This is a genomic window from Allobosea sp. UC22_33 (assembly GCF_042700715.1).
In the GTDB taxonomy this organism is placed as follows: Bacteria; Pseudomonadota; Alphaproteobacteria; order Rhizobiales; family Beijerinckiaceae; genus Allobosea.
Genome location: NZ_CP170556.1, coordinates 1,997,036 through 2,017,142 on the forward strand (window position 1 = coordinate 1,997,036; position 20,107 = coordinate 2,017,142).

At 68.1% G+C, this 20,107-nt stretch carries 17 protein-coding genes and 3 pseudogenes; 3 read left to right on the plus strand and 17 right to left on the minus strand.

Annotated elements, in window-relative coordinates; genetic code table 11:
- Window positions 1–5: 5 nt before the first annotated feature.
- The 5 genes and pseudogenes from ACFJGT_RS09485 to ACFJGT_RS09505 form a co-directional block, all read right to left on the minus strand.
- Window positions 6–995 (minus strand): Bug family tripartite tricarboxylate transporter substrate binding protein, encoded by a 990-nt coding sequence (locus ACFJGT_RS09485; protein WP_377848247.1) that lies wholly within the window; start codon window positions 993–995, stop codon window positions 6–8.
- 140 nt (window positions 996–1,135) lie between these two features.
- Window positions 1,136–2,425 carry a citrate synthase gene (gene gltA / locus ACFJGT_RS09490; protein WP_377848250.1) on the minus strand — a complete coding sequence of 430 codons (1,290 nt, stop codon included), beginning with the start codon at window positions 2,423–2,425 and terminating at the stop codon, window positions 1,136–1,138.
- A gap of 615 nt (window positions 2,426–3,040) precedes the next feature.
- Window positions 3,041–3,412: pseudogene (locus ACFJGT_RS09495) on the minus strand (glutamate--tRNA ligase); the annotation flags it as partial.
- A 189-nt stretch (window positions 3,413–3,601) separates the two neighbouring features.
- Window positions 3,602–3,997: pseudogene (locus ACFJGT_RS09500) on the minus strand (glutamate--tRNA ligase); the annotation flags it as partial.
- Window positions 3,998–4,019: 22 nt separating this feature from the next.
- Window positions 4,020–4,577 (minus strand): annotated as a pseudogene (locus ACFJGT_RS09505) (glutamate--tRNA ligase); the annotation flags it as partial.
- A gap of 59 nt (window positions 4,578–4,636) precedes the next feature.
- Here ACFJGT_RS09505 and ACFJGT_RS09510 point away from each other — a divergent pair.
- Window positions 4,637–6,928, plus strand: coding sequence for a ComEC/Rec2 family competence protein (locus tag ACFJGT_RS09510; protein ID WP_377848253.1), 2,292 nt, complete (start codon window positions 4,637–4,639; stop codon window positions 6,926–6,928).
- Here the strand turns inward: ACFJGT_RS09510 and lexA are convergent.
- The 9 genes from lexA to ACFJGT_RS09555 form a co-directional block, all read right to left on the minus strand.
- Window positions 6,922–7,629 (minus strand): transcriptional repressor LexA, encoded by a 708-nt coding sequence (gene lexA, locus ACFJGT_RS09515; protein WP_377848256.1) that lies wholly within the window; start codon window positions 7,627–7,629, stop codon window positions 6,922–6,924. The two genes, ACFJGT_RS09510 and lexA, sit on opposite strands and share 7 nt — an antisense overlap.
- A gap of 80 nt (window positions 7,630–7,709) precedes the next feature.
- Window positions 7,710–8,921: a gephyrin-like molybdotransferase Glp gene (gene glp, locus ACFJGT_RS09520; RefSeq protein WP_377848258.1), complete on the minus strand. Its 1,212-nt coding sequence runs from the start codon at window positions 8,919–8,921 to the stop codon at window positions 7,710–7,712.
- Window positions 8,921–9,403 carry a cyclic pyranopterin monophosphate synthase MoaC gene (moaC, locus tag ACFJGT_RS09525; RefSeq protein ID WP_377848262.1) on the minus strand — a complete coding sequence of 161 codons (483 nt, stop codon included), beginning with the start codon at window positions 9,401–9,403 and terminating at the stop codon, window positions 8,921–8,923. The genes glp and moaC overlap by 1 nt, the downstream gene beginning before the upstream one ends.
- Entirely contained in the window at window positions 9,400–10,206 is an 807-nt protein-coding gene (gene trpC / locus ACFJGT_RS09530) for an indole-3-glycerol phosphate synthase TrpC (protein ID WP_377848265.1), read from the minus strand. Before trpC ends, moaC begins: the two co-directional genes overlap by 4 nt.
- Before the next feature lie 7 nt (window positions 10,207–10,213).
- On the minus strand, window positions 10,214–11,227 hold the full coding sequence (gene trpD / locus ACFJGT_RS09535) for an anthranilate phosphoribosyltransferase (protein ID WP_377848268.1): 1,014 nt from the start codon (window positions 11,225–11,227) through the stop codon (window positions 10,214–10,216).
- 15 nt (window positions 11,228–11,242) lie between these two features.
- On the minus strand, window positions 11,243–11,860 hold the full coding sequence (locus ACFJGT_RS09540) for an anthranilate synthase component II (RefSeq protein ID WP_377848270.1): 618 nt from the start codon (window positions 11,858–11,860) through the stop codon (window positions 11,243–11,245).
- A 77-nt stretch (window positions 11,861–11,937) separates the two neighbouring features.
- Entirely contained in the window at window positions 11,938–12,972 is a 1,035-nt protein-coding gene (locus ACFJGT_RS09545) for an aldo/keto reductase (RefSeq protein ID WP_377848272.1), read from the minus strand.
- A 110-nt stretch (window positions 12,973–13,082) separates the two neighbouring features.
- Window positions 13,083–14,594, minus strand: a complete 1,512-nt coding sequence (locus ACFJGT_RS09550; protein ID WP_377848275.1) for a helicase HerA domain-containing protein — start codon at window positions 14,592–14,594, stop codon at window positions 13,083–13,085.
- Between the two features lie 112 nt (window positions 14,595–14,706).
- Window positions 14,707–14,988: a YARHG domain-containing protein gene (locus tag ACFJGT_RS09555; RefSeq protein WP_377848277.1), complete on the minus strand. Its 282-nt coding sequence runs from the start codon at window positions 14,986–14,988 to the stop codon at window positions 14,707–14,709.
- 137 nt (window positions 14,989–15,125) lie between these two features.
- Here ACFJGT_RS09555 and ACFJGT_RS09560 point away from each other — a divergent pair, with 137 nt between their 5' ends.
- Window positions 15,126–15,803: a ceramidase domain-containing protein gene (locus tag ACFJGT_RS09560; protein ID WP_377848279.1), complete on the plus strand. Its 678-nt coding sequence runs from the start codon at window positions 15,126–15,128 to the stop codon at window positions 15,801–15,803.
- On the opposite strand, the gene ACFJGT_RS09565 is transcribed toward ACFJGT_RS09560, so the two are convergent.
- The 3 genes from ACFJGT_RS09565 to ACFJGT_RS09575 form a co-directional block, all read right to left on the minus strand.
- On the minus strand, window positions 15,775–16,086 hold the full coding sequence (locus ACFJGT_RS09565; RefSeq protein ID WP_377848281.1) for a hypothetical protein: 312 nt from the start codon (window positions 16,084–16,086) through the stop codon (window positions 15,775–15,777). The two genes, ACFJGT_RS09560 and ACFJGT_RS09565, sit on opposite strands and share 29 nt — an antisense overlap.
- Window positions 16,087–16,176: 90 nt before the next feature.
- Entirely contained in the window at window positions 16,177–16,884 is a 708-nt protein-coding gene (locus ACFJGT_RS09570) for a hypothetical protein (RefSeq protein ID WP_377848283.1), read from the minus strand.
- A gap of 319 nt (window positions 16,885–17,203) precedes the next feature.
- Window positions 17,204–19,030: an ABC transporter substrate-binding protein gene (locus ACFJGT_RS09575; protein WP_377848285.1), complete on the minus strand. Its 1,827-nt coding sequence runs from the start codon at window positions 19,028–19,030 to the stop codon at window positions 17,204–17,206.
- 269 nt (window positions 19,031–19,299) lie between these two features.
- Between ACFJGT_RS09575 and ACFJGT_RS09580 the strand changes: the two genes are divergently transcribed.
- A complete protein-coding gene (locus ACFJGT_RS09580; RefSeq protein WP_377848287.1) occupies window positions 19,300–20,085 on the plus strand; it encodes an invasion associated locus B family protein in 786 nt (261 codons plus the stop codon).
- The last annotated feature ends 22 nt before the right edge of the window (window positions 20,086–20,107 follow it).

The following is a 20,107-nucleotide window of genomic DNA, read 5'->3' on the forward strand; positions in this document are numbered from 1 at the left end:
CAGGCTTACTCGACGACGGCGCCCGAGGCCTTGGCGATCGGCGCCCATTTGGCGAGCTCGACCTTGACGTGTTCGCCGAGCTGCTCGGGCGTCGAGCCGACGATATCGGCGCTGACATCGTTGAGCTTCTTCTTGACGTTCTCGTCCTTCAGGGCCTGGTTCGCGGCCTGGTTGATCTTCTCGACGACCGGGCGCGGCATGTTGGCCGGGCCGAACAGGGCGTTCCAGGTGTAGGTCTCGTAGCCGGCAAGACCGCCTTCGGCGATCGTCGGCAGGTCCGGGAAGGATGAGACGCGCTCCTTGGTGGTGACGCCGATCGCCCGCAACTGGCCGTTACGGATGAAGCCGGCCGACGAGGGCAGGTTGTCGAACATGATCGGCACCGCGCCTGCGACTACATCGTTCAGGGCGGGGCCCGCGCCGCGATATGGCACATGGTTCATCTGCACGCCGCCGAGCGACTTGAACAATTCGCCCGAGAGATGCAGCGGGGTGCCGACGCCGGAGGAGGCATAGGAGTACTTGCCCGGATTGGCCTTCAGCACCTCGATCACCTCCTTGACCGTCTTGGCCGGGAAATCCGGATGCACGACCATCACGTTCGGCACGATCGCCAGCAGCGAAATCGGGGTGAAATCCTTCACGGCGTCGAAGGTCACCGTCTTCAGGATCGCCGGGTTGAGCGCATGCGTCGAGATCGTGCCGAGCAGGAGCGTATAGCCGTCAGCTTGCGCGCGCGCGACGGCCGTGGAGCCGATATTGCCGCCGGCACCGGCCCGGTTCTCGATCACCACGCTCTGGCCGAGGATCTCACCCATCTTCTGGCCGACCAGCCGGGCGACGATATCGGTCGAGCCGCCGGCGGCGAAGGGGACGATCAGGTTGATCGGGCGGCTGGGGAAACTGGCCTGCGCGCGTGCCTGCGTACCGGCAAGGCCGGCGGCGCCGGCCGCGATCAGGAAGGAGCGGCGGTCGAGGAAGCGGCTTTCGGTCATGAACGGGTCTCCGTTGGATGTCGCATCATGAAACGGACCCGCCTGTGGATCACTCCCACCGCTTTGATCAATCATCTGAAACAATAAGGGCGCGGTGGAGACCACCGCGCCCTGATCGGGATTCGAGCTTTAGCCTGCGATCAGCGGCGGCCGATCGGCGGATAGTCGCGCTGCGGCGAGCCGGTATAGAGCTGGCGCGGGCGGCCGATCTTCTGGGACGGGTCCTCGATCATTTCCTTCCACTGCGCGATCCAGCCGACCGTACGAGCGACCGCGAAGAGCACCGTGAACATCGAGGTCGGGAAGCCCATCGCCTTCAGGGTGATGCCCGAATAGAAGTCGATGTTCGGATAGAGCTTCTTCTCGATGAAGTACTCGTCCGACAGCGCGATGCGTTCCAGCTCGACGGCGACGTCGAGCAGCGGATCGTCCTTGATCCCGAGCTCGTTCAGCACCTCATGCGTGGTCTTCTGCATGATCTTCGCGCGCGGGTCATAGTTCTTGTAGACCCGGTGGCCGAAGCCCATCAGGCGGAACGGATCGTTCTTGTCCTTCGCCTTGGCGATGTATTTCGGGATGTTGTCGACCGAGCCGATCTCCTCGAGCATCTTGAGCGCCGCCTCGTTGGCGCCGCCATGGGCGGGCCCCCACAGGCAGGCCGTGCCGGCGGCGATGCAGGCGAAGGGATTGGCGCCCGACGAGCCCGCGAGGCGGACCGTCGAGGTCGAGGCGTTCTGCTCGTGGTCGGCATGCAGGATGAAGATGCGGTCGAGCGCGCGCGACAGCACCGGATTGACCTTGTACTCCTCGGCCGGCACCGCGAAGCACATCCGCAGGAAGTTCGAGGTGTAGTCGAGCGAGTTCAGCGGGTACACGAAGGGCTGGCCGATGGTGTACTTGTAGGCCATCGCGGCGAGCGTCGGCACCTTCGCGATCATGCGCATCGAGGCGATCATGCGCTGATGCGGATCCGAGATATCGGTCGAGTCGTGATAGAACGCCGACATCGCGCCGATCGAGGCGACCATCACCGCCATCGGGTGCGCGTCGCGGCGGAAGCCCTGGAAGAAGCGGGCCATCTGCTCGTGCACCATGGTGTGGCGCGTGATGCGATAGTCGAAATCGGCCTTCTGGGCGGCCGTCGGGAGCTCACCCTCGAGCAGCAGATAGCAGGTCTCGAGGAAGTCGCCATGCTCGGCGAGCTGTTCGATCGGGTAGCCGCGATAGAGCAGCACGCCCTTGTCGCCGTCGATATAGGTGATCTGCGACTCGCAGCTCGCCGTCGAGGTGAAGCCGGGGTCGTAGGTGAACATGCCTGTCTGGGCGTAGAGCTTGGCGATGTCGATGACGGCGGGGCCGACCGACCCCTCCTTGATCGCCATGTCGACGGTCTGGTCGCCGACGTGGAGCTGGCTGGTATTTCCGCTCATCGATACCGATCCTTTCAAGGCTCGCTGCTGTTCAGCCCCGGTTTCGCCTCTCCGCGCTTTCGCGCCGGGCATCTCTCATCCGAAGGCCGCGATATGACGGGCAGATGTCGGAGGGAGACGGGGAGGTGGTCCATGTGACTGATTTGCAAGCAATATTCGTGCCCGCCGCGCTGCCGCGTTGCGATGCACTTGCGCGTCACTAGACCATTTGCGCAGTGCATTCAACCGAGCCAAAAGGCGGTTGGAGCCGCGTTGCGCTCATATCTGCGCGAGCGGGTGGTTCGGGGGCGCCGGAGCCGTTTCGGACCCTGCGATTTTCCCAGCCTGGCGGTGGTTGAAGGAGCCGCGAATCCGGCCCCAGAGACTTCAGGCTCCACCCATGTCATTCCGGGGCGCGACGCAGGCGCGAACCCGAAGCGCATGAACACGCGGCTGCTCGAGTTCGTCATGCTCGCCCTTGTGGCGAGCATCCACGTCTTGAACACCGCATGGCTCGAAGGAAGGCGTGGATGGTCGGGACAAGCCCGACCATGACGATAAAGGCTGTGCCCATGGATTCCGGCTTCGCGCCGACGGCGCGCGCCGGAATGACAAGGTGGCCTTGCTCGCGCCTGCTTACGCCGCCTGGTCGGCAAGCCGGGCCAGCGTCTCCTCACGGCCCAGGACGGCCATGACGTCGAACAGGCCCGGCGACATCGCCCGGCCGGTCAGCGCGGCGCGCAGCGGCTGCGCCGCCTGGCCGAGCTTGAGCCCGGTCTCCTCGACATAGGCGCGAACCGTCGCTTCCAGCGGGGCCGGCGCCCAGTCGTCGACGGCGGCAAGCTTCGCCGCGATCTGCGGCAGGCGCTGGCGGGCGGCTTCGTCGAGCAGGCCCTTGGCCTTGTCGTCGAGCTGCAGCGGGCGCTGGGCATAGAGGTAGAAGGCGCTGTCGAGCAGTTCGATCAGCGTCTTGGCACGTTCCTTGAGGCCGGGCATCGCGGCGAGGAACTTCGCCTCCAGCTCCGGCGACAGCGTGGCATCGAGCCCGCGCGCCGGCCCGATCTCCGGCAGGATGACCTTGAGCGCCGCGAGAAGGTCGGCGTCATCGGACTGGCGCATGTACAGCCCGTTGAGATTCTCCAGCTTGGCGTAGTCGAAGCGCGCCGGGGAGCGGCCGATCGAGGAGAGATTGAAGGCGTCGATCATCTCCTGCGTCGAGAAGACCTCCTGGTCGCCATGGCTCCAGCCCAGCCGCACCAGGTAGTTCCGCAGGGCCGCAGGCAGGTAGCCCATCGAGCGATAGGCATCGATGCCGAGCGCGCCATGGCGCTTCGACAGCTTGGCGCCGTCCGACCCATGGATCAGCGGGATATGCGACATGCTCGGCACGTCCCAGCCGAGCGCGTCGTAGATCTGCGTCTGGCGGGCGGCATTGGTCAGGTGGTCGTCGCCGCGGATGATATGGGTGACGCCCATGTCGTGGTCGTCGACCACGACGGCGAGCATATAGGTCGGCGTGCCGTCCGAGCGCAGCAGCACGAGGTCGTCGAGATTTCTCGTTCTGCCAGACAACGCGGCCCTGGACCTCGTCATTGACCACGGTCTCGCCGGTCTGCGGCGCCTTGAGGCGGATCACCGGCTTGGCGCCGGCAGGCGCGGTCGCCGGGTCGCGGTCGCGCCAGCGCCCGTCATAGCGCAGCGGCTTGCCCTCGGCGCGCGCCTTCTCGCGCATTTCCTCGAGCTCGGCCTGGGTCGCGTAGCAGTGATAGGCCTTGCCGGCCGCGAGCATCTGCTCGGCCACCTCGCGATGCCGCGCGACGCGCTGGAACTGGTAGACGGTCTGGCCGTCCCAATCGAGGCCGAGCCATTCCAGCCCGTCGAGGATCGCCGCGATCGCCGCATCGGTCGAGCGTTCCCGGTCGGTATCCTCGATCCGCAGCAGCATCTTGCCGCCTTGCCGGCGGGCATAGAGCCAGTTGAACAGCGCGGTCCGGGCTCCGCCGATATGCAGGAATCCGGTGGGCGAGGGCGCAAAGCGCGTGACGACGGCGTTGCTCATGGGAGGAAACTCCGACCGGGCGGCACGGGGCCGTCCGGGGCAAGACAGGGAAAGGTGCCAAGTTCTGACATGACACAAGTCGTGACATGACAACCGGCGCGCGCCCTGTAACATGGCTTGGCCGGAAAGGTTAAGCGGTCAAATCGCAGCGCCGGCAGGGGGAGCAGGGGGCGATGCAGCCGGCACCGCCGGGGCAAGAGCTGGGACGAGGCCGGCGCGGCGCCCGCGCCGATGCCTTGCCGGCTCGCTTCGGTGTTCTGGTGCCGCTGGCCGGAAGCCTTCAGCCCCATCTTCGGCAGCTTTGGCTGCATCTCCAGCGGGGCTTCGCGCTGGAGGTGGAGCGGCGCCGCCCCTTCCTCTGGCTGCCGATCGCGATGGGCGTCGGCATCTTGCTTTATTTCACGGCCGATCGTGAGCCGGCATTGTGGGCGCCGCTGCTCGGCCTTGCCCTGAGCGGCACGGCGGCCTTCGTCATGCGGATGCGCCCGGTCGCATCGATGGCCTGCCTCGCTGCGGCCGCCGCCTTCGCGGGCTTCGCTGCCGGGGTCTGGCGCACGGCCGATATCGGCGCCCCCATGCTGGAGCGGCCTCGTATCGGCAAGGTGACGGGCTTCGTCGAGAGCGTCGAAGCCCGCGACAAGGGCGCGCGGCTCGTGCTGCTGGTGACCGATCTCGCCAATGTTCCGGCCGGCGAAAGGCCGAAGCGGGTCCGGGTCAATATCCGGCAGGGCTCGGTGGCGCCGGGCGATCATATCGTCGCGACCGCGCGCCTGCTGCCGCCGCCCGGACCAGCGCGGGCGGGCGGTTACGATTTCGGCCGCGACGCCTTCTTCCGCGGGATCGGCGCGGTCGGCAGCATCTCCGGCAAGATCGCGCTTGCGCCGGCGCCCTTTCCGATGCCGACGCGCCTCGCGATCGACGTGATGATCGATCGCGCCCGCAATGCCTTGACCAAACGCATCGCTGAGGTCGGCGGCGGGCAGGGCGGTGCGGTCGCCGCCGCGCTCGTCACCGGCAAGCGCGGCCTGATCACCGAAGCCACGAACAACGACCTGCGCGCCGCCGGCATCTACCACATCGTCTCGATCTCCGGCCTGCACATGGTGCTCGCCGCCGGCACGATCTTCTGGCTTGTCCGCGCACTTTTGGCCCTCTCGCAGACGGTCGCGCTGCATTGGCCGGTCAAGAAGATCGCGGCGGTGGCCGCCATGATCGGCGCGACAGGCTATTGCATCTTCTCGGGCAGCGATGTCGCGACGGAGCGCTCGCTGATCATGACGCTGGTCATGCTCGGCGCGATCCTGGTCGATCGCGCCGCGCTCAGCATGCGCAATCTCGCGCTCGCCGCCATCATCGTGCTGCTGCGCGAGCCGGAGGCGCTGCTCGGGCCGAGTTTCCAGATGTCCTTCGGCGCAGTCGCTGCCTTGATCGCCTTCGCCGAGCGCTGGGAGAGGCGAGACCGCAGCGAGCCGCCGTCGGCATTGCCCTGGCCGCTCGGGCCGATCTGGACGGCGGCGCTCGGCATCCTCGTCACCACGATGCTGGCGACGGCCGCGACCGCGCCATTCGGCGCCTACCACTTCCAGATCTTCAATCCGTTCGGCCTGCTCGGCAACGCCATGGCGCTGCCCTTCGTCTCGCTCTTCGTGATGCCGGCGGCGGTGTTCGGCGTGCTCGCCTACCCGTTCGGGCTGGACTGGCCCGCCTGGGCCTTGATGGGGCTGGCCTCCGACGTCGTACTGAAGGTCGCGCACTGGGTTGCGACCATCGACCACTCCACCGTGACGGTCGCGGCCTTCGGCTCAGGCGTGCTGGGCTGCTTCGCGGTGACCTTGCTCTGGCTGACGCTCTGGACCACGGCCTGGCGCTGGCTGGCCGTCTTGCCCTTGATCGGCGGCGTGGCCATTGCCGGCAAGCCGGAGCGACCGGAAATCCTGATCGAGCGCGACGGCTCGGGGCTGGCGGTACGCGGCCCGGACGGGCGCCTCGTTGTGGCGGGCAAGCCCAGCCGTTTCGTCCTGCAGCAATGGCTCGCCGCCGATGGCGACAGCCGCTCGCCCGATGATCCGACATTGCGCACCGGCATCGCCTGCGACCGGCTGGCTTGCGTCGCGCAGACCGCCGACAAGCGCACGGTCTCCTATACGCGAGAGCGCCTGGCCATCATCGAGGATTGCCAGCGGGCCGATCTCGTCGTTACCGCCATCCCCTGGAGCGGGGCCTGCAAGGCCCGGCTCGTCGAGCGCATGGCGCTCACGCGCGACGGCGCAACCTCGCTCTACCGCACGGCATCGGGCTGGAGCAGCCATGTCTCCGAGCCGAACGCGGCCGACCGCCCGTGGACCCGCCGGCGCGAACGCCGTCCGGCCGAGCCAACGACGCGCCCCGCCAATCAGCCTGCCATCGCGCCGCCGGCACCGGCCGTCGATACCGAAGCCGAGGCCGATACCGAGCGCCTTCAGTAACGCCGCATCAGGTTGACGAGGCGCCCCTGGATCTTGACCCGGTCCGGGCCGAGCACGCGGGTCTCGTAGGCCGGGTTCGCGGCCTCGAGCGCGATCGAGGAGCCGCGCTTGCGCAGGCGCTTCAAGGTCGCTTCCTCGTCGTCGATCAGCGCCACGACGATATCGCCGGTATTGGCGGTGTCCTGTTTGCGGATGACGACGGTGTCGCCGTCGAGAATGCCGGCCTCGACCATCGAATCGCCGCGCACTTCCAGTGCGTAATGCTCGCCGGAGCCGAGCATGTCCGGCGGCAGCGAGACGGTATGACTGCGGCTCTGGATCGCCGCGATCGGCGTGCCCGCCGCGATCCGGCCCATGACCGGAATGGCGATGGAATGCCGGTTGTCATCCTCGACAGGGCGCGGCTTGGCGACGCTCGGCTGTGAGCCGAGGCCGCCCTGGACGATGGCCGGGCTGAAACGGGGGCGAGCCTGCGGCGCGCCGAGCCCGTCCGGCATCTTGATGACCTCGAGCGCGCGTGCCCGGTTCGGCAGGCGGCGGATGAAGCCGCGCTCTTCCAGCGCCATGATCAGGCGGTGAATGCCGGATTTCGAGCGCAGGTCGAGCGCGTCCTTCATCTCGTCGAAAGAGGGCGGCACGCCACTTTCGCGCAAGCGTTCCTGAATGAAGCGCAGGAGTTCATGTTGCTTGCGTGTCAGCATGGTCGCCGCCAGCCCCTCAATGCGCAGATTCGAAACAAAGCACGAACACCATACGCGTTCTGCTTGTGTTCCGCAAGCCGCTACCGCAAGGGCAGGATCCGGCAGGGGGCGCCCTTCCTGGCCGGAGCGGCATGGGCCGGGCGGATCGTCAGGGCCTGCGCCCGGGCCAATGTGCCGAGCATCGAGGAATCCTGGCGATCGAAGGGTGTCGCCACCCAGCCTTCCGGCGTCAGCGCCAGCTCCGAACGCAGATAGTCCTCGCGCTCGTCATTGCCGGGCATGTCGCGGCCGAGAATGGCGGGGACGCTGCGGTCGCGATCGGCCTCAGTGATGCCGAGCAGCGCCTCGATCAAGGGCAGCACGAAGAGATGGCCGCAGACGATCGAGGACACCGGATTACCGGGTAAGCCTACCACGACCATGCGGCCGAGCCGCCCGGTCATCATCGGCTTGCCCGGCCGCATCGCGATCTTCCAGAAGCCGAGCGCCATGCCGGCCCGCGTCAGGGCTTCCTGCACGAGGTCATGCGCGCCGACCGAGGCGCCGCCCAGCGTGATCAGCACATCGGCATCGGCGGCGCGGGCTTGTTCGATTTTCGCAGCAAGGTCGGCATGGTCGTCGCGAGCGATGCCGAGATCGAGCACGGTGCCGCCGGCTTTCTCGACCAGAGCGGCGAGCGAGAACGAATTCGAGGCGACGATCTGGTCGCGGCCGACGGGCTCGCCCGGCGCCACCAGCTCGTCGCCGGTGGCGAGGATCGCGACGCGCGGCTTGCGCCGGACGGGCAGGTTCGGATGCCCCATCGCGGCGGCAAGCCCGAGCGCTGCGCTGTCGAGCACGCGCCCGGCTTGCAGCAGCACGTCGCCTTCGTGGAAATCGAGCCCGGCGGCACGCAGGAACTTGCCCTTGGCCGGCGGCACACGCACGCGGATCACAGGGCTGCCGACACCGTCCGCATCTTCCTGCATCAGGATCGTGTCGGCGCCCTCCGGCATCGGCGCGCCCGTGAAGATGCGCACCGCCTGTCCCGGCCCGACCGTGCCTTCATAGGCCCGGCCGGCGGCGGATTCGCCGATGACTGTCAGCGAGACGCCTTCCGCCATCTCGTCGCCACGCACGGCATAGCCGTCCATGGCCGAGTTCGCGAAGGGCGGATGCGTGCGCAGCGCCTTGACCTCATTGGCCAGCACCCGCCAGGCGCATTGCGCCAGCGGCTGGGTTTCCGCCCCGGTCGGCCCCGGAATGCTGTCGAGCAGCGCCTTGCGCGCGACGGGGACCGGGGTGAGCGCCATCAGACCTGCTTAGCCTCGTAATCGCCGGACTGGCCGCCGGACTTGTGCAGCAGGCGGATGTTCTCGATCCGCATCGCCCGGTCGACGGCCTTGACCATGTCATAGACCGTCAGACAGGCGACCGAGACGGCGGTCAGCGCTTCCATCTCGACCCCGGTCTGGCCTTTCATCTTGACCTCGGCGCGCACGCGCACGCCCGGCAAGGCCTCGTCGATCTCCAGGTCGACGGCGATCTTGCTCAGCAGCAGCGGGTGGCAGAGCGGGATCAGTTCATGCGTGCGCTTCGCCGCCATGATGCCGGCGAGGCGCGCGGTGCCGAGCACGTCGCCCTTCTTGGCATTGCCCTCGCGCACGATCGCGATCGTCTCCGGCGCCATCACCACTTGGCCTTCGGCGATTGCCATGCGGGTCGTCTCGGCCTTGTCGCCGACATCGACCATATGCGCCTGGCCTTGGGCGTCGAGATGGCTGAGCTTGCTCACGCCGCGACGGCCTTGCCCGTGAGCAGCGCCTGCGTCGCGGCGGTGACGTCGGCCTGCCGCATTAGGCTTTCGCCGACGAGGAAGCTGTTGACGCCGATCGTGTTGAGTCGGGCGATGTCGGCATGGGTGAAGATGCCGCTCTCGCTGATCACGATCCGGTCAGCCGGTACGCGCGGCGCCAGCCGCTCGGTCACCGCGAGATCGACATTGAAGCTGCGCAGGTCGCGGTTGTTGATGCCGAGCAGGCGGCTTTCGAGCTTGAGCGCCCGGTCGAGCTCGGCATCGTCATGGACCTCGACGAGCACGTCCATGCCGAGCTCTTGCGCGGTCTCGTTCAGCGCCCTGGCGGTAGCGTCGTCGACGCCGGCCATGATGATCAGGATGCAGTCGGCGCCCCAGGCGCGGGCCTCGTAGACCTGATAGGGCTCGTAGAGGAAATCCTTGCGCAGCGCCGGCAGGCCGGCGGCCTCGCGCGCCTGCGTCAGGAAGTCCGGCTGGCCCTGGAAGGAGGGCGCGTCGGTCAGGACGGAGAGACAGGCCGCGCCGCCGGCCGCATAGGCGCGGGCGAGCGAGGGCGGGTCGAAATCGGCGCGGATCAGGCCCTTGGAGGGGCTCGCCTTCTTGATTTCGGCGATCAGCGCGGGTGAGCCCTGTGCGAGCTTGCTGGCAAGCGCATCGGCAAAGCCGCGCGGCTTGGAAGCCGCGTGGGCCCGGCGTTCGATTTCGGCCTGCGGCACCGCGGCTTTCGCAGCCGCGATCTCCCGCCGCTTATAGGCTTCGATCTTCGCGAGGATATCGGTCATGCCGGCCTCACGCGTTCGAGGCTTTGACGAGCGCGGCGAGCGTCGCCCTGGCCTTGCCCGAATCGAGCGCGGCCGTCGCCTGGGCGAAGCCGTCCTTCAGATCCCCGGCCTTGCCGGCGATGAGCAGCGCCGCAGCCGCATTGAAGGCGGCGATATCGCGGAATCCGGTCTTCTCTCCGGCGAGCGCGGCGTTCAGCGCCGCCGCATTCTCTTCCGGCGTGCCGCCGCGCAGCACCTCGGGCTTGGCCGGCTCGAGACCGACATCGGCCGGGCTGATCGAGAAGCTTTCGATCTTGCCGTTCTCCAGCGAGACGACGCGGGTTGGGCCGGTGGTGGTGATTTCGTCGAGCCCGTCGGAGCCATGCACGGCCCAGACACGGGTCGAGCCGAAGGAGGCGAGCACCTTGACCATCGGCTCCAGCCAGGTCTCGGAGAAGGCGCCGATCAGCTGGCGCTTGGCCCCGGCCGGGTTGGAGAGCGGGCCGAGCAGGTTGAAGATCGTGCGCGTGCCGAGCTCGGTGCGCACCGGCGCGACATGGCGCATCGAGGCGTGATGCGTCGGCGCGAACATGAAGCCGACACCGGCCTCGCGGATGCAATGCTCGGTCGCAGCAGGATCGAGCCCGACCTTGACGCCGAGCGCGGTCAGAACGTCGGCCGCGCCGGAGCGCGAGGACGCCGCGCGGTTGCCGTGCTTGGCGACCGGCACGCCGCAAGCCGCAGTGATGATCGAGGCCAGCGTCGAGACATTGTAGGAGCCGGAGGAATCGCCGCCGGTGCCGACGATGTCGATCGCCTCGGCCGGCGCCTTCACCGGCAGCATCTTGCCGCGCATGGCGCCGACGGCGCCGGCGATCTCGTCGATCGTCTCGCCGCGCACGCGCAGCGCCATCAGGAAGGCGGCCGATTGAGCGTTCGTCACTTCGCCCGAAAGGATGGTGTCGAAGGCGTCGCGCGCTTCCTCGCGGGAGAGCGTCGCGCCGGTCGCGACCTTGGCGATGAAGGGTTTGAAATCGTCCATGGGAACTCTGCGGAATCAGGCTGAAAGGGTCAGGGCGGAGGCTTCGCGTTCGCTCTGCCATCGCTCCGCGAGGTCGAGGAAATTCCGCAGGATCGTCGCGCCATGCTCGGAGGCGATGCTCTCCGGATGGAACTGGACGCCGTGGACCGGCAGCTCCCGATGCGAGAGCGCCATGATCAGGCCGTCATCGCTCTCGGCCTCGATGTCAAAGACAGCGGGGCAGGAGGCGCGCTCGACCACGAGCGAGTGATAGCGCGTCGCCTGCAACGGCCCGTTGATGCCGCGGAACAGGCCACGCGCCTTGTGGCGGATCGGCGAGACCTTGCCATGCATGGGAAGGGGCGCGCGCACGACCTGCCCGCCGAAGGCCTGGCCCATCGCCTGCAGGCCGAGGCAGACGCCGAAGATCGGCTTCTTGCCCGCGCCTTCGCGGATCAGGTCGAGGCAGATTCCGGCCTCGTTCGGCGTGCAGGGGCCGGGCGAGAGAACGATCGCGTCGTGATCGCCGGCGAGCGCTGCCTCGACGGTGAGCGCATCGTTACGCCAGACATCGACCTCGGCGCCCAGCCCACCGATGAGATGGACCAGGTTCCAGGTGAAGCTGTCGTAGTTGTCGATCAACAGAACGCGCATGGCCGAACCCGTGAATGCGGGTTGAGGTCATGCACGTTCGGGGGCGGGGTGGTCAAGTTTCGCGCGGGCTGCGCGGATCAGACCACCGGCGGATTCAACCGCGCGAAACCGGCCTGCCGCCGATAGGGGAAATACGGATAGGGCGCGGTGCGGACGCTTGCGGCGTCGAGGCGCGCGACCTGCTCGGCCGTCAGGTTCCAGCCGACCGCGCCGAGATTGTCGCGCAATTGCTGCTCGTTGCGGGCGCCGATGATGACGGAGGATACGGTCGGGCGCTGCAGCAGCCAGTTGATCGCGACCTGCGGCACGCTCTTGCCGGTCTCCCCGGAGATGGCATCGAGCACATCGACGATGGCGTAGAGCTGCTCATCCTCGACCGGCGGGCCGAATTCGGCGGTCTCGTGCAGGCGGCTGCCGGCAGGCAGCGGCTGGCCGCGCCGGATCTTGCCGGTGAGGCGGCCCCAGCCGAGCGGGCTCCAGACCAGCGCGCCGACGCCCTGGTCGCGGCCGAGCGGCATCAGCTCCCATTCGTAATCGCGCCCGACCAGCGAGTAATAGACCTGATGCGCGACATAGCGCGGCCAGCCATGGCGCTCGGCCGCCGCGAGGGACTTCATCAGTTCCCAGCCGGCAAAGTTCGAGACGCCGACATGGCGCAGCTTTCCGGCGCGGACGAGCATGTCGAGCGTCGAGAGCACCTCCTCGACCGGCGTGCCGGCATCGAATGCGTGCAATTGCAGCAGGTCGATATGGTCGGTGCCGAGGCGGCGCAACGCGTCCTCGGTCGCCTTGATCAGGCGGCCGCGTGAGGAACCCGCATCGTTGGGGCCGTCACCCATCGGCAGCGTGGTCTTGGTCGAGATCAGCACCTTGTCGCGCCGGCCCTTGATCGCCTCGCCGAGCACTTCCTCAGAAGCGCCGTTCGAATAGACATCGGCGGTGTCGAAGAGGTTGAGCCCCGCTTCGAGGCAGATATCGATCAGGCGGCGCGCTTCCCGGGCGTCGGTGGTGCCCCATGCGCTGAACAGCGGCCCGGTTCCGCCAAAGGTGCCTGCGCCGAAGCTCAGGGCGGGGACCATCAGTCCCGAATGGCCCAAACGCCGATATTCCATGATCCAATATCTCCTGTGGAGGCTGGAAGATGGCGGTGCGAAGCCGGCGCGATTAGCCCGTCAGCCGGAACAGCATTCGTGAGTTCAAGTCATCGAGCCGGCGAGGGCGGCTAGCCTCGCGCGCTGCGCGGCATCCCTGCCGTGCGCGGCTGGGCCAGCCCCGGTGCGGTCTCGACGCCGAGCGTCGGGAGCGCCAGCGTGCGCTGGCCGCGGAAATCGACATGGCAGACGATCAGCCCGCGCTCCTCGATATAGCTGAGCACGCGCCGCGCCCGGCTCGGCGAAGCGCTGCCATAGACTTCGGCGAGCTCGGCATCGCTCGGGCAGGGGCGGCCTTCGATTGCGGTGCGGGCGATGTAGAGGAAGAGGCTCTGCAGATCTTCCGGCAGCGTGCCGGAGGCTTCCACCGCCGCCTGCCAGCCCTCGCTCGTCGCGACGCTGTCGCTGACGCCGGCGCGTGCCACGGCGAGCCTGCGGCGGAATTCTTCGAGACTCAGATGCGTGCGGCCGAGCCGGCGCATCCGGCAGCGCACGGTGAAATCCTGGTAGAGCACGGCGACCTGGCGCGAGCGCGCCTCGGGATCGGCCATCAGTTCGCGGAGGATATCGACCATGATCGCTTCGCGCTCGGCCGGCTCCAGCTCGATCTCGGGTTCCGGCTCCGCCTGTGGGGCAGGGCGGTAATTCTCGATCCGGCGCAGAACCTCGGTCGGATCGGGTTTGGGCCGCGGCGCCGGGCGCATCGGCCGGGCCATCGGCAGAGGCTCGTCCTCGCCGCGCGTGAAGATCAGCTTGCCGGCCTCTTCCGGCGCCTGCTCGGGGAGCGGCATCAGCCCCGGCGCGCTGCCGCGATCGACCGAGGAGACCGTGCCGATCCGGATCGGCAGCGGCCGCTTCGACAGGGCGGGGCCGAGCGCGACGAACTGGCCGCGTTCGAGGTCGCGGAACATCTCGGCCTGACGGCGATCCATGCCGAGCAGGTCGGCGGCGCGCTGCATGTCGATGTCGAGGAAGGTGCGGCCCATCAGGAAGTTCGAGGCTTCCGCCGCGACGTTCTTGGCGAGCTTGGCGAGGCGCTGCGTCGCGATCACGCCGGCAAGCCCGCGCTTGCGGCCGCGGCACATCAGATTGGTCATGGCGCCGAGCGACAGCCGGCGCGCCTCGTCGGAGGCCTCGCCCGCCATCACCGGCGCGAAGAGCTGCGCCTCGTCGACCACGATCAGCATCGGGAACCAGAGCGAGCGGTCGACATCGAAGAGGCCGCCGAGGAAGGCGGCGGTGGCGCGCAACTGCTCGTCGGCTTCGAGATTTTCGAGGTTCAGCACCACCGAGACGCGATGCTGGCGCACGCGTAGCGCCACGCGCTGCAACTCGGCCTCGCCGCATTCGGCATCGACGACGACATGGCCGAACTGGTCGGCGAGCGAGACGAAATCGCCCTCGGGATCGATGATCGCCTGCTGCACCAGCGGCGCGCTCTGCTCCAGCAGGCGGCGCAGCAGGTGCGACTTGCCCGAGCCCGAATTGCCTTGCACCAGCAGGCGCGTCGCCAGCAATTCGGCGAGATCGATCAGACCGGGCTCGCCGGTCCTTGTCGTTCCCATCTCGATTGCAGTGGTCATGCGGGCGATGAATCGTCGGGTTGGATCGGGCGCGGATGTGCGGCCGGCGCTTCTAGCACGGCCTTCCCCTCGCTGGGCGCAGGGCAGCTCTGCCTTCCACAGGCAATCGGATTCAGCGCGGGCAGCGCAGCGCGCGCTCCTGCCGGACGATGTCGGCGATCACCCGATGGTCATTGGCCGAGAGCGGCAGGTCCTCGACATCGTCGTATTGGCAGCCGGCATTGCCGAATGCCGCGATCGCGCGCTTGGTCCGGAAGCAATAGCCCTGAGCCTTGTAGATCTCGTTGCGCTGGGTCCAGAGATCAGCGCAGGCTTGCGGATTGGCGCGTGCCGGCGTCGCGATCCCGCCGGCAAGCAGGGCGGTCGCGAGAAGGGGGAAGCAAAGGCTGCGCATCAAGATGTCTCCTGCGCAAGATCTCTCCTGCGATTGAGTCGGGAGCTTTGCGGAGCAGGCCGGGGAAGGCAACACTCGTGACATGATGCCGTCGCAACAGGCGGGTTCGCTGGCGCTGGAGACTGACGGGCAGGGCGATGCAGTTCGGTTATTGCGAGCGGATCGATGACGGTTTCTGGGCCGAGCCCCTGAACGCGATGACCAATGCCGCCTTTCTCGCGGCGGCCGTGGCGGCGTTCTGGCTGTGGCGCCGCCAAACCGGCAGAGAACGCGTCATACTCGTCCTGATCGGGCTGGTCTTCGCCATCGGCATCGGCTCGTTCCTGTTCCACACCATCCCGAATCGCTGGACGCTGCTGGCCGATGTCGTGCCGATCCAGTTCTTCGCCTTCGGCTATTTCGCCTTCGCGCTGAAACGCTTCCTCGGATTGCCCGGGGCGATCACGGCTTTCGCGACGCTCGTCTTCCTCGGCCTCGCCTTGGGCCTGTCGGCAGCCGGGCGCGCGGTCCTGCCCGTTGGCATGGCCGGCTCCGCCGGCTACGCCGCCTTCCTGCCCGGGTTGATCGGCGTAGCGCTCGCGCTGACGCGCAGGCCGGCCTTGCGTCACCAAGGCCAGTTGCTGGCGCTCGCGGCGGGGGCTTTCGCCGTCTCCCTGACCATGCGCAGCATCGACAACGCGCTCTGCGGCAGCCTGCCGCTCGGCACGCATTGGCTCTGGCACCTGCTCAACGCGTCGGTGCTCTATCTGCTCCTGCGCGCTGCTGCGATCGGCGAGCACCCCGCCGTCATGGCTTCTTCATCTCGAGGCAGGTGAGCACCTCGACATAGCTCGGTGGACCGCCAGAGGTCGCGCCCTCGACGCAGGTCGTACGGGCGGCCGGCTGGAACTGCGCCCAGCGTGCGGTGAGCGTATCGCGGGCCCGCTCCTCGTCGTCCCGGCAGGCACTCGCCGGTCGGCCGACATCGACGCCGGATTTGCCGACATCGCGGCACGACGCGACGATATCGAAACGTGGCGGCGAATCCGCGACAGGGACGACGTTGCCGGCGGCGGGGTTTGCGGAAAGTGAGAGAAGGACGAGACTGGCGGCAAGCATGGCCGGAACTCCGAGGAAGGCGCCCCGTCGATCAACGCGAGACGACTCTCGGAGTTCCCTTTCAAGGCGCCGTCAGGCGACCAGAGGCCCCTATCGCTTGCTGACGCTGATATCGCTGGCCGAATGCGCCTCGATATCGACGATCGCGACATCCGGCCGGTCGATGGCCGGGAGGCTGCGCGCCTCGGCCGCACGATGCACGAAGACGAGACTCGCCAGCGCCGGATGCTCGGCCAGTCGCGAATGCGCCAGCGCCGGCTCCATCGCGCCAGGCAGCACCAAATGGACGCTGCGCCCGCCCTCGATGCAGGCCTGGAGATCGCCGAGATTGAACAGGCCGAGCGGCAGCAGTTCGAGCCCGCTCAGCATCGCTACACCCGGCCCGCTCGCCAGCGCGGCGAGATCGCCGCCGACCAGCGTCGTGACGATGCGCGAGGAGACGGTCGGCTTCAGAGCCCGCGAGATCTCGAGCGCCTTGCCGAGCAATTCCCGCTCCGGCAGCGCGATCGGTCCTTGCAGCGAGACGCCGTCGGCGATCTGCAGCACCGGCCGCTCGGGAAGTTGCGGCAGCGGATGCAGCGTCGGGCTGGCCATCAGCATGTCGAGCGGAGCGACGCCATCAGGCACATCCGGGCCGAAGCCGCCGACGAAGCGTGTGCCGAAGGCCCGCATCGCGAGATTGCGCAGCATCAGCAGCGGTCTGAGCGGCCCGACGCGGCTGACGCCGAGCGCCATCACCGCGCCGGAGGCCTCGATCAGCTTGAGCAGTTCGAGCTCGTTGCCATGCAGCGGCAGCATCAGGGGGGGAGAGGCCGGCGCGCAGGCTGGCCAGGATCGAGACGATCGCCTCCGGCCCCAGCGGCGCCAGGATCGCGACGCTTGCGCCCGGCGTGCCCTTGTTGATGGCGAGCAGGCGCGCCAGCCGGTCGATGCGCTCGTCGAGATCGAGGAAATTGATCGACCCGGGAGTGACGTCGCTCCAGCCGCGCCGGCCCGGCGGATCGCGCAGGGCCGCATCATAGCCGCGGTTGCGGGTCAGGGCCGCGAGCAAAGTGTCGAGATCGAGACCGTCGAGCAAGGCTGAGGCTTCGTCCTGTTCTGCCCGCATCGACAAACCCTAGTTCGCGGGGGCCGAGGCCGCCGGGAGGCGGGCCAGCAGCTCGTTGGAGAGGAAATAGGCCGGCTGCCGCCCCGCCATGACCACCCCGCGCGCCAGCGCGATCCAGGTGTCCGGGAGATAATATAGCGGCACGACGTAGAAGCCGGAGATCAACAAGCGGTCGAGCGCCCGCACCGCCGCGACGAAATCTTCGCGCTCGCGGGCGCCAAGCAGGGCCTGCAGCACCGCATCGACCGCAGGCGATTTCACGCCTGCATAGTTCAGCGCCCCGTTGCGGGCGGCATTGGCCGAGCCCCAGCGTCCGATCTGCTCGTTGCCCGGCGAGGCCGAGGCCGGCCAGGTCCACTGGATCATGTCGAAATCGAAGGCCGACAGACGCCGCCAGTACTGCACGTCGTCGATCAGGCGCACCGAGACGGCGATGCCGAGCCGGGAAAGCGACTGCGCATAGTTGAGGGCGAGCCGCTCCTGCGGCCGGCTGGTGACGGTGATCTCGAAGGCGAAGGGCTCGTCCTTGCCGTTGCGCAGCACGCCGCCCTGGAGCGCATAGCCGGCAGCCTTCAGCAGGTCGAACGCCCGCCGTGCCTGCTCGCGGTCGCGGCCGGAACCGTCGGTCTCGGACGGTCGCCAACTGCCGGCGAGGATGTCCTCGCGCACCGCGCCGGGGAAGGCGGCGAGCAGGGCCTTCTCGCGGCTATCGGCGGGAATGCCGAGCGCCGAGAGGTCCGAATCGGAGAAGAAGCTGCCGGCCCGGCGGTAGACGCCGTGGAACAGGTTGCGGTTGACCCATTCGAAATCGAACAGCAGCCCGAGCGCCTCGCGCACCCGGATATCCGAGAAGATCGGCCGGCGCGTGTTGAAGACCAGACCGGTCATGCCCTTGGGCGTGTCGAAATGCAGCGTTTCCCGCCGGATGCGTCCGTCATGCACGGCCGGCACGTCGTAGCCGGTCATCCAGCGCGTCGGGTCGCCCTCGATGCGGACATCGTAGAGCCCGGCCTTGAACGCCTCGAACAGCGCGTTCGAATCCCGGTAGAAATCGTAGCGGATCTCGTCGGCGTTATAGAGCCCGCGCGTCAGCGGATGGTCCTCGGCCCAGAAATCCTTGCGCCGCCGCAGCACCAGCGATTCGCCGGGGCGAACCTCCTCGACGGCATAGGGGCCGGAGCCGAGCGCCGGCTTGAAGCTGGTCTCGCCGAAGGTCTCCATATTGGTCGCGTGCTTGGCGAAGATCGGCAGAGCTCCGATCACCAGCGGCAATTCGCGGTTGGAGCCGTCGCCGAGCTCGAACTCCACGCGCCGCGGCGAGGGCGCCGTGACCTTTGTCACCCGGCCGAGGCTGGAGCGGTGGAACGGCTTGCCCTTCGCCTTCAGCATCTCGAAGGTGAAGATCACGTCCTCGGCCGTGACGGGCCTGCCGTCGGAGAACCGCGCCCTTTCGTCGATCTCGAAGGCGAGCTGCCTGCGGTCCGCATCGAGCGCGATACCGGAGGCGAGCAGGCCATAGGCGGTGAAGGGCTCGTCCGCCGAGCGGTAAAGCAGGCTCTGCTGGACATATTTCGGCACGGCATCGGGCGCGACGCCGAGCACGACGAGGGGATTGAGGCTGTCGAAAGTGCCCTGGATGCCCATGACGATGCGCCCGCCCTTGGGCGCCTTGGGATCGGCATAGGGCAGATGCGCGAAATCGGGCGGGAGCGCCGGCTGCCCGTGCATCGCGATGGCATGCCGCAGCGGGGCCGAATCGGCCAAGGCGGCGCGGCCGCGCGCCAGGACGGCGAACGGAGCCAAAGCCAGCATAAGGTTGACCCCGCGGCGGCTCATCGCCTGGGGCAATCGTAGAAATTCCATCGTGCGACCTGATTCCCTGCGCAAGAATAGCATGGGAGCAGCAGGGTCACGCAGCTATTCGGGCTGGAATCCTCGGTGCGAACTCGCTAAAGGCGAGAGCAGGGTGTCATTCAAACGCCTCAATCAGCCTTGATGTGCACGGCTTGCGATGGCCTGCGCCCTATGCGATTGGGCCATCAGCGGTGACGCGCGCGGCTTGCGAAGTCGTGATCCCGAGTTCGCTTGATAAGGAAAGACAAGGAATGTCCGCTTCGTATCGCCTGTCATCATCTGCTCTGGGCCTCGTGCTCAGCGCGGCCATCGGCTTCGCGCCCGTCGCGGCCTTCGCCCAGGCTCCGGCGCAGCGTCCGGCTCCGGCCCGCCCGGCCGCCCCGGCTCCGGCCCAGCCTGCCGCTCCGGCCCAGCCCGGCGCTGCCGCTGCTGCCGGCCCGACCGTCGTCCAGGTCAAGCCCGAGCCCTCGCAGACGAGCTGGACCAAGGTCTGCGGCAAGGACCAGGGCGCCAACAAGGAAATCTGCTACACCACCCGCGACTTCGTCTCGGACCAGGGACAGCCGGTTCTGGCCGTCGCCGTCTATGACGTGAAGGGCGACGCCAACAAGATCGTGCGCTTCCTGATGCCGCTCGGCCTCCTGCTGCAGCCCGGCATCCGCTTCGGCGTCGACAACGCGCAGCCCACCGGCGGCCGCTACGCCATCTGCTTCCCGAACGGCTGCTTCGCCGAGGCGCAGGTCAAGGACGACTTCATCAATTCGATGAAGAAGGGCACCAACCTGAACGTCAGCGTCCAGAACCAGGGCGCCCGCGAATTGACCTTCACCATCCCGCTGGCCGATTTCGCCAAGGGCTTCGACGGCGCCGCCATCGACCCGAAGGTGCTCGAGGACCAGCAGAAGCAGCTCCAGGACGAGCTGGCCAAGCGCCAGGAAGAGCTGCGCCAGCGCCTTGGCGCCGGCGGCGCTGCCGCTCCGGCGCCCGGCGCCGCGCCGGCCCCGGGCGCCGCGCCCGCGACCCCGCCGAAGCCCTGATCGGCGGCGCGATCGCCTGAAA

What these genes read in the sequence shown, in the direction of transcription:
- ACFJGT_RS09485 (WP_377848247.1), bottom strand. Translation starts at nt 995, where the DNA reads ATGACCGAAAGCCGCTTCCTCGACCGCCGCTCCTTCCTGATCGCGGCC.
- gltA (WP_377848250.1), bottom strand. Translation starts at nt 2,425, where the DNA reads ATGAGCGGAAATACCAGCCAGCTCCACGTCGGCGACCAGACCGTCGAC.
- ACFJGT_RS09510 (WP_377848253.1), top strand. Translation starts at nt 4,637, where the DNA reads ATGCAGCCGGCACCGCCGGGGCAAGAGCTGGGACGAGGCCGGCGCGGC.
- lexA (WP_377848256.1), bottom strand. Translation starts at nt 7,629, where the DNA reads ATGCTGACACGCAAGCAACATGAACTCCTGCGCTTCATTCAGGAACGC.
- glp (WP_377848258.1), bottom strand. Translation starts at nt 8,921, where the DNA reads ATGGCGCTCACCCCGGTCCCCGTCGCGCGCAAGGCGCTGCTCGACAGC.
- trpC (WP_377848265.1), bottom strand. Translation starts at nt 10,206, where the DNA reads ATGACCGATATCCTCGCGAAGATCGAAGCCTATAAGCGGCGGGAGATC.
- trpD (WP_377848268.1), bottom strand. Translation starts at nt 11,227, where the DNA reads ATGGACGATTTCAAACCCTTCATCGCCAAGGTCGCGACCGGCGCGACG.
- ACFJGT_RS09540 (WP_377848270.1), bottom strand. Translation starts at nt 11,860, where the DNA reads ATGCGCGTTCTGTTGATCGACAACTACGACAGCTTCACCTGGAACCTG.
- ACFJGT_RS09545 (WP_377848272.1), bottom strand. Translation starts at nt 12,972, where the DNA reads ATGGAATATCGGCGTTTGGGCCATTCGGGACTGATGGTCCCCGCCCTG.
- ACFJGT_RS09550 (WP_377848275.1), bottom strand. Translation starts at nt 14,594, where the DNA reads ATGACCACTGCAATCGAGATGGGAACGACAAGGACCGGCGAGCCCGGT.
- ACFJGT_RS09555 (WP_377848277.1), bottom strand. Translation starts at nt 14,988, where the DNA reads ATGCGCAGCCTTTGCTTCCCCCTTCTCGCGACCGCCCTGCTTGCCGGC.
- ACFJGT_RS09560 (WP_377848279.1), top strand. Translation starts at nt 15,126, where the DNA reads ATGCAGTTCGGTTATTGCGAGCGGATCGATGACGGTTTCTGGGCCGAG.
- ACFJGT_RS09565 (WP_377848281.1), bottom strand. Translation starts at nt 16,086, where the DNA reads ATGCTTGCCGCCAGTCTCGTCCTTCTCTCACTTTCCGCAAACCCCGCC.
- ACFJGT_RS09570 (WP_377848283.1), bottom strand. Translation starts at nt 16,884, where the DNA reads ATGCTGCCGCTGCATGGCAACGAGCTCGAACTGCTCAAGCTGATCGAG.
- ACFJGT_RS09575 (WP_377848285.1), bottom strand. Translation starts at nt 19,030, where the DNA reads ATGAGCCGCCGCGGGGTCAACCTTATGCTGGCTTTGGCTCCGTTCGCC.
- ACFJGT_RS09580 (WP_377848287.1), top strand. Translation starts at nt 19,300, where the DNA reads ATGTCCGCTTCGTATCGCCTGTCATCATCTGCTCTGGGCCTCGTGCTC.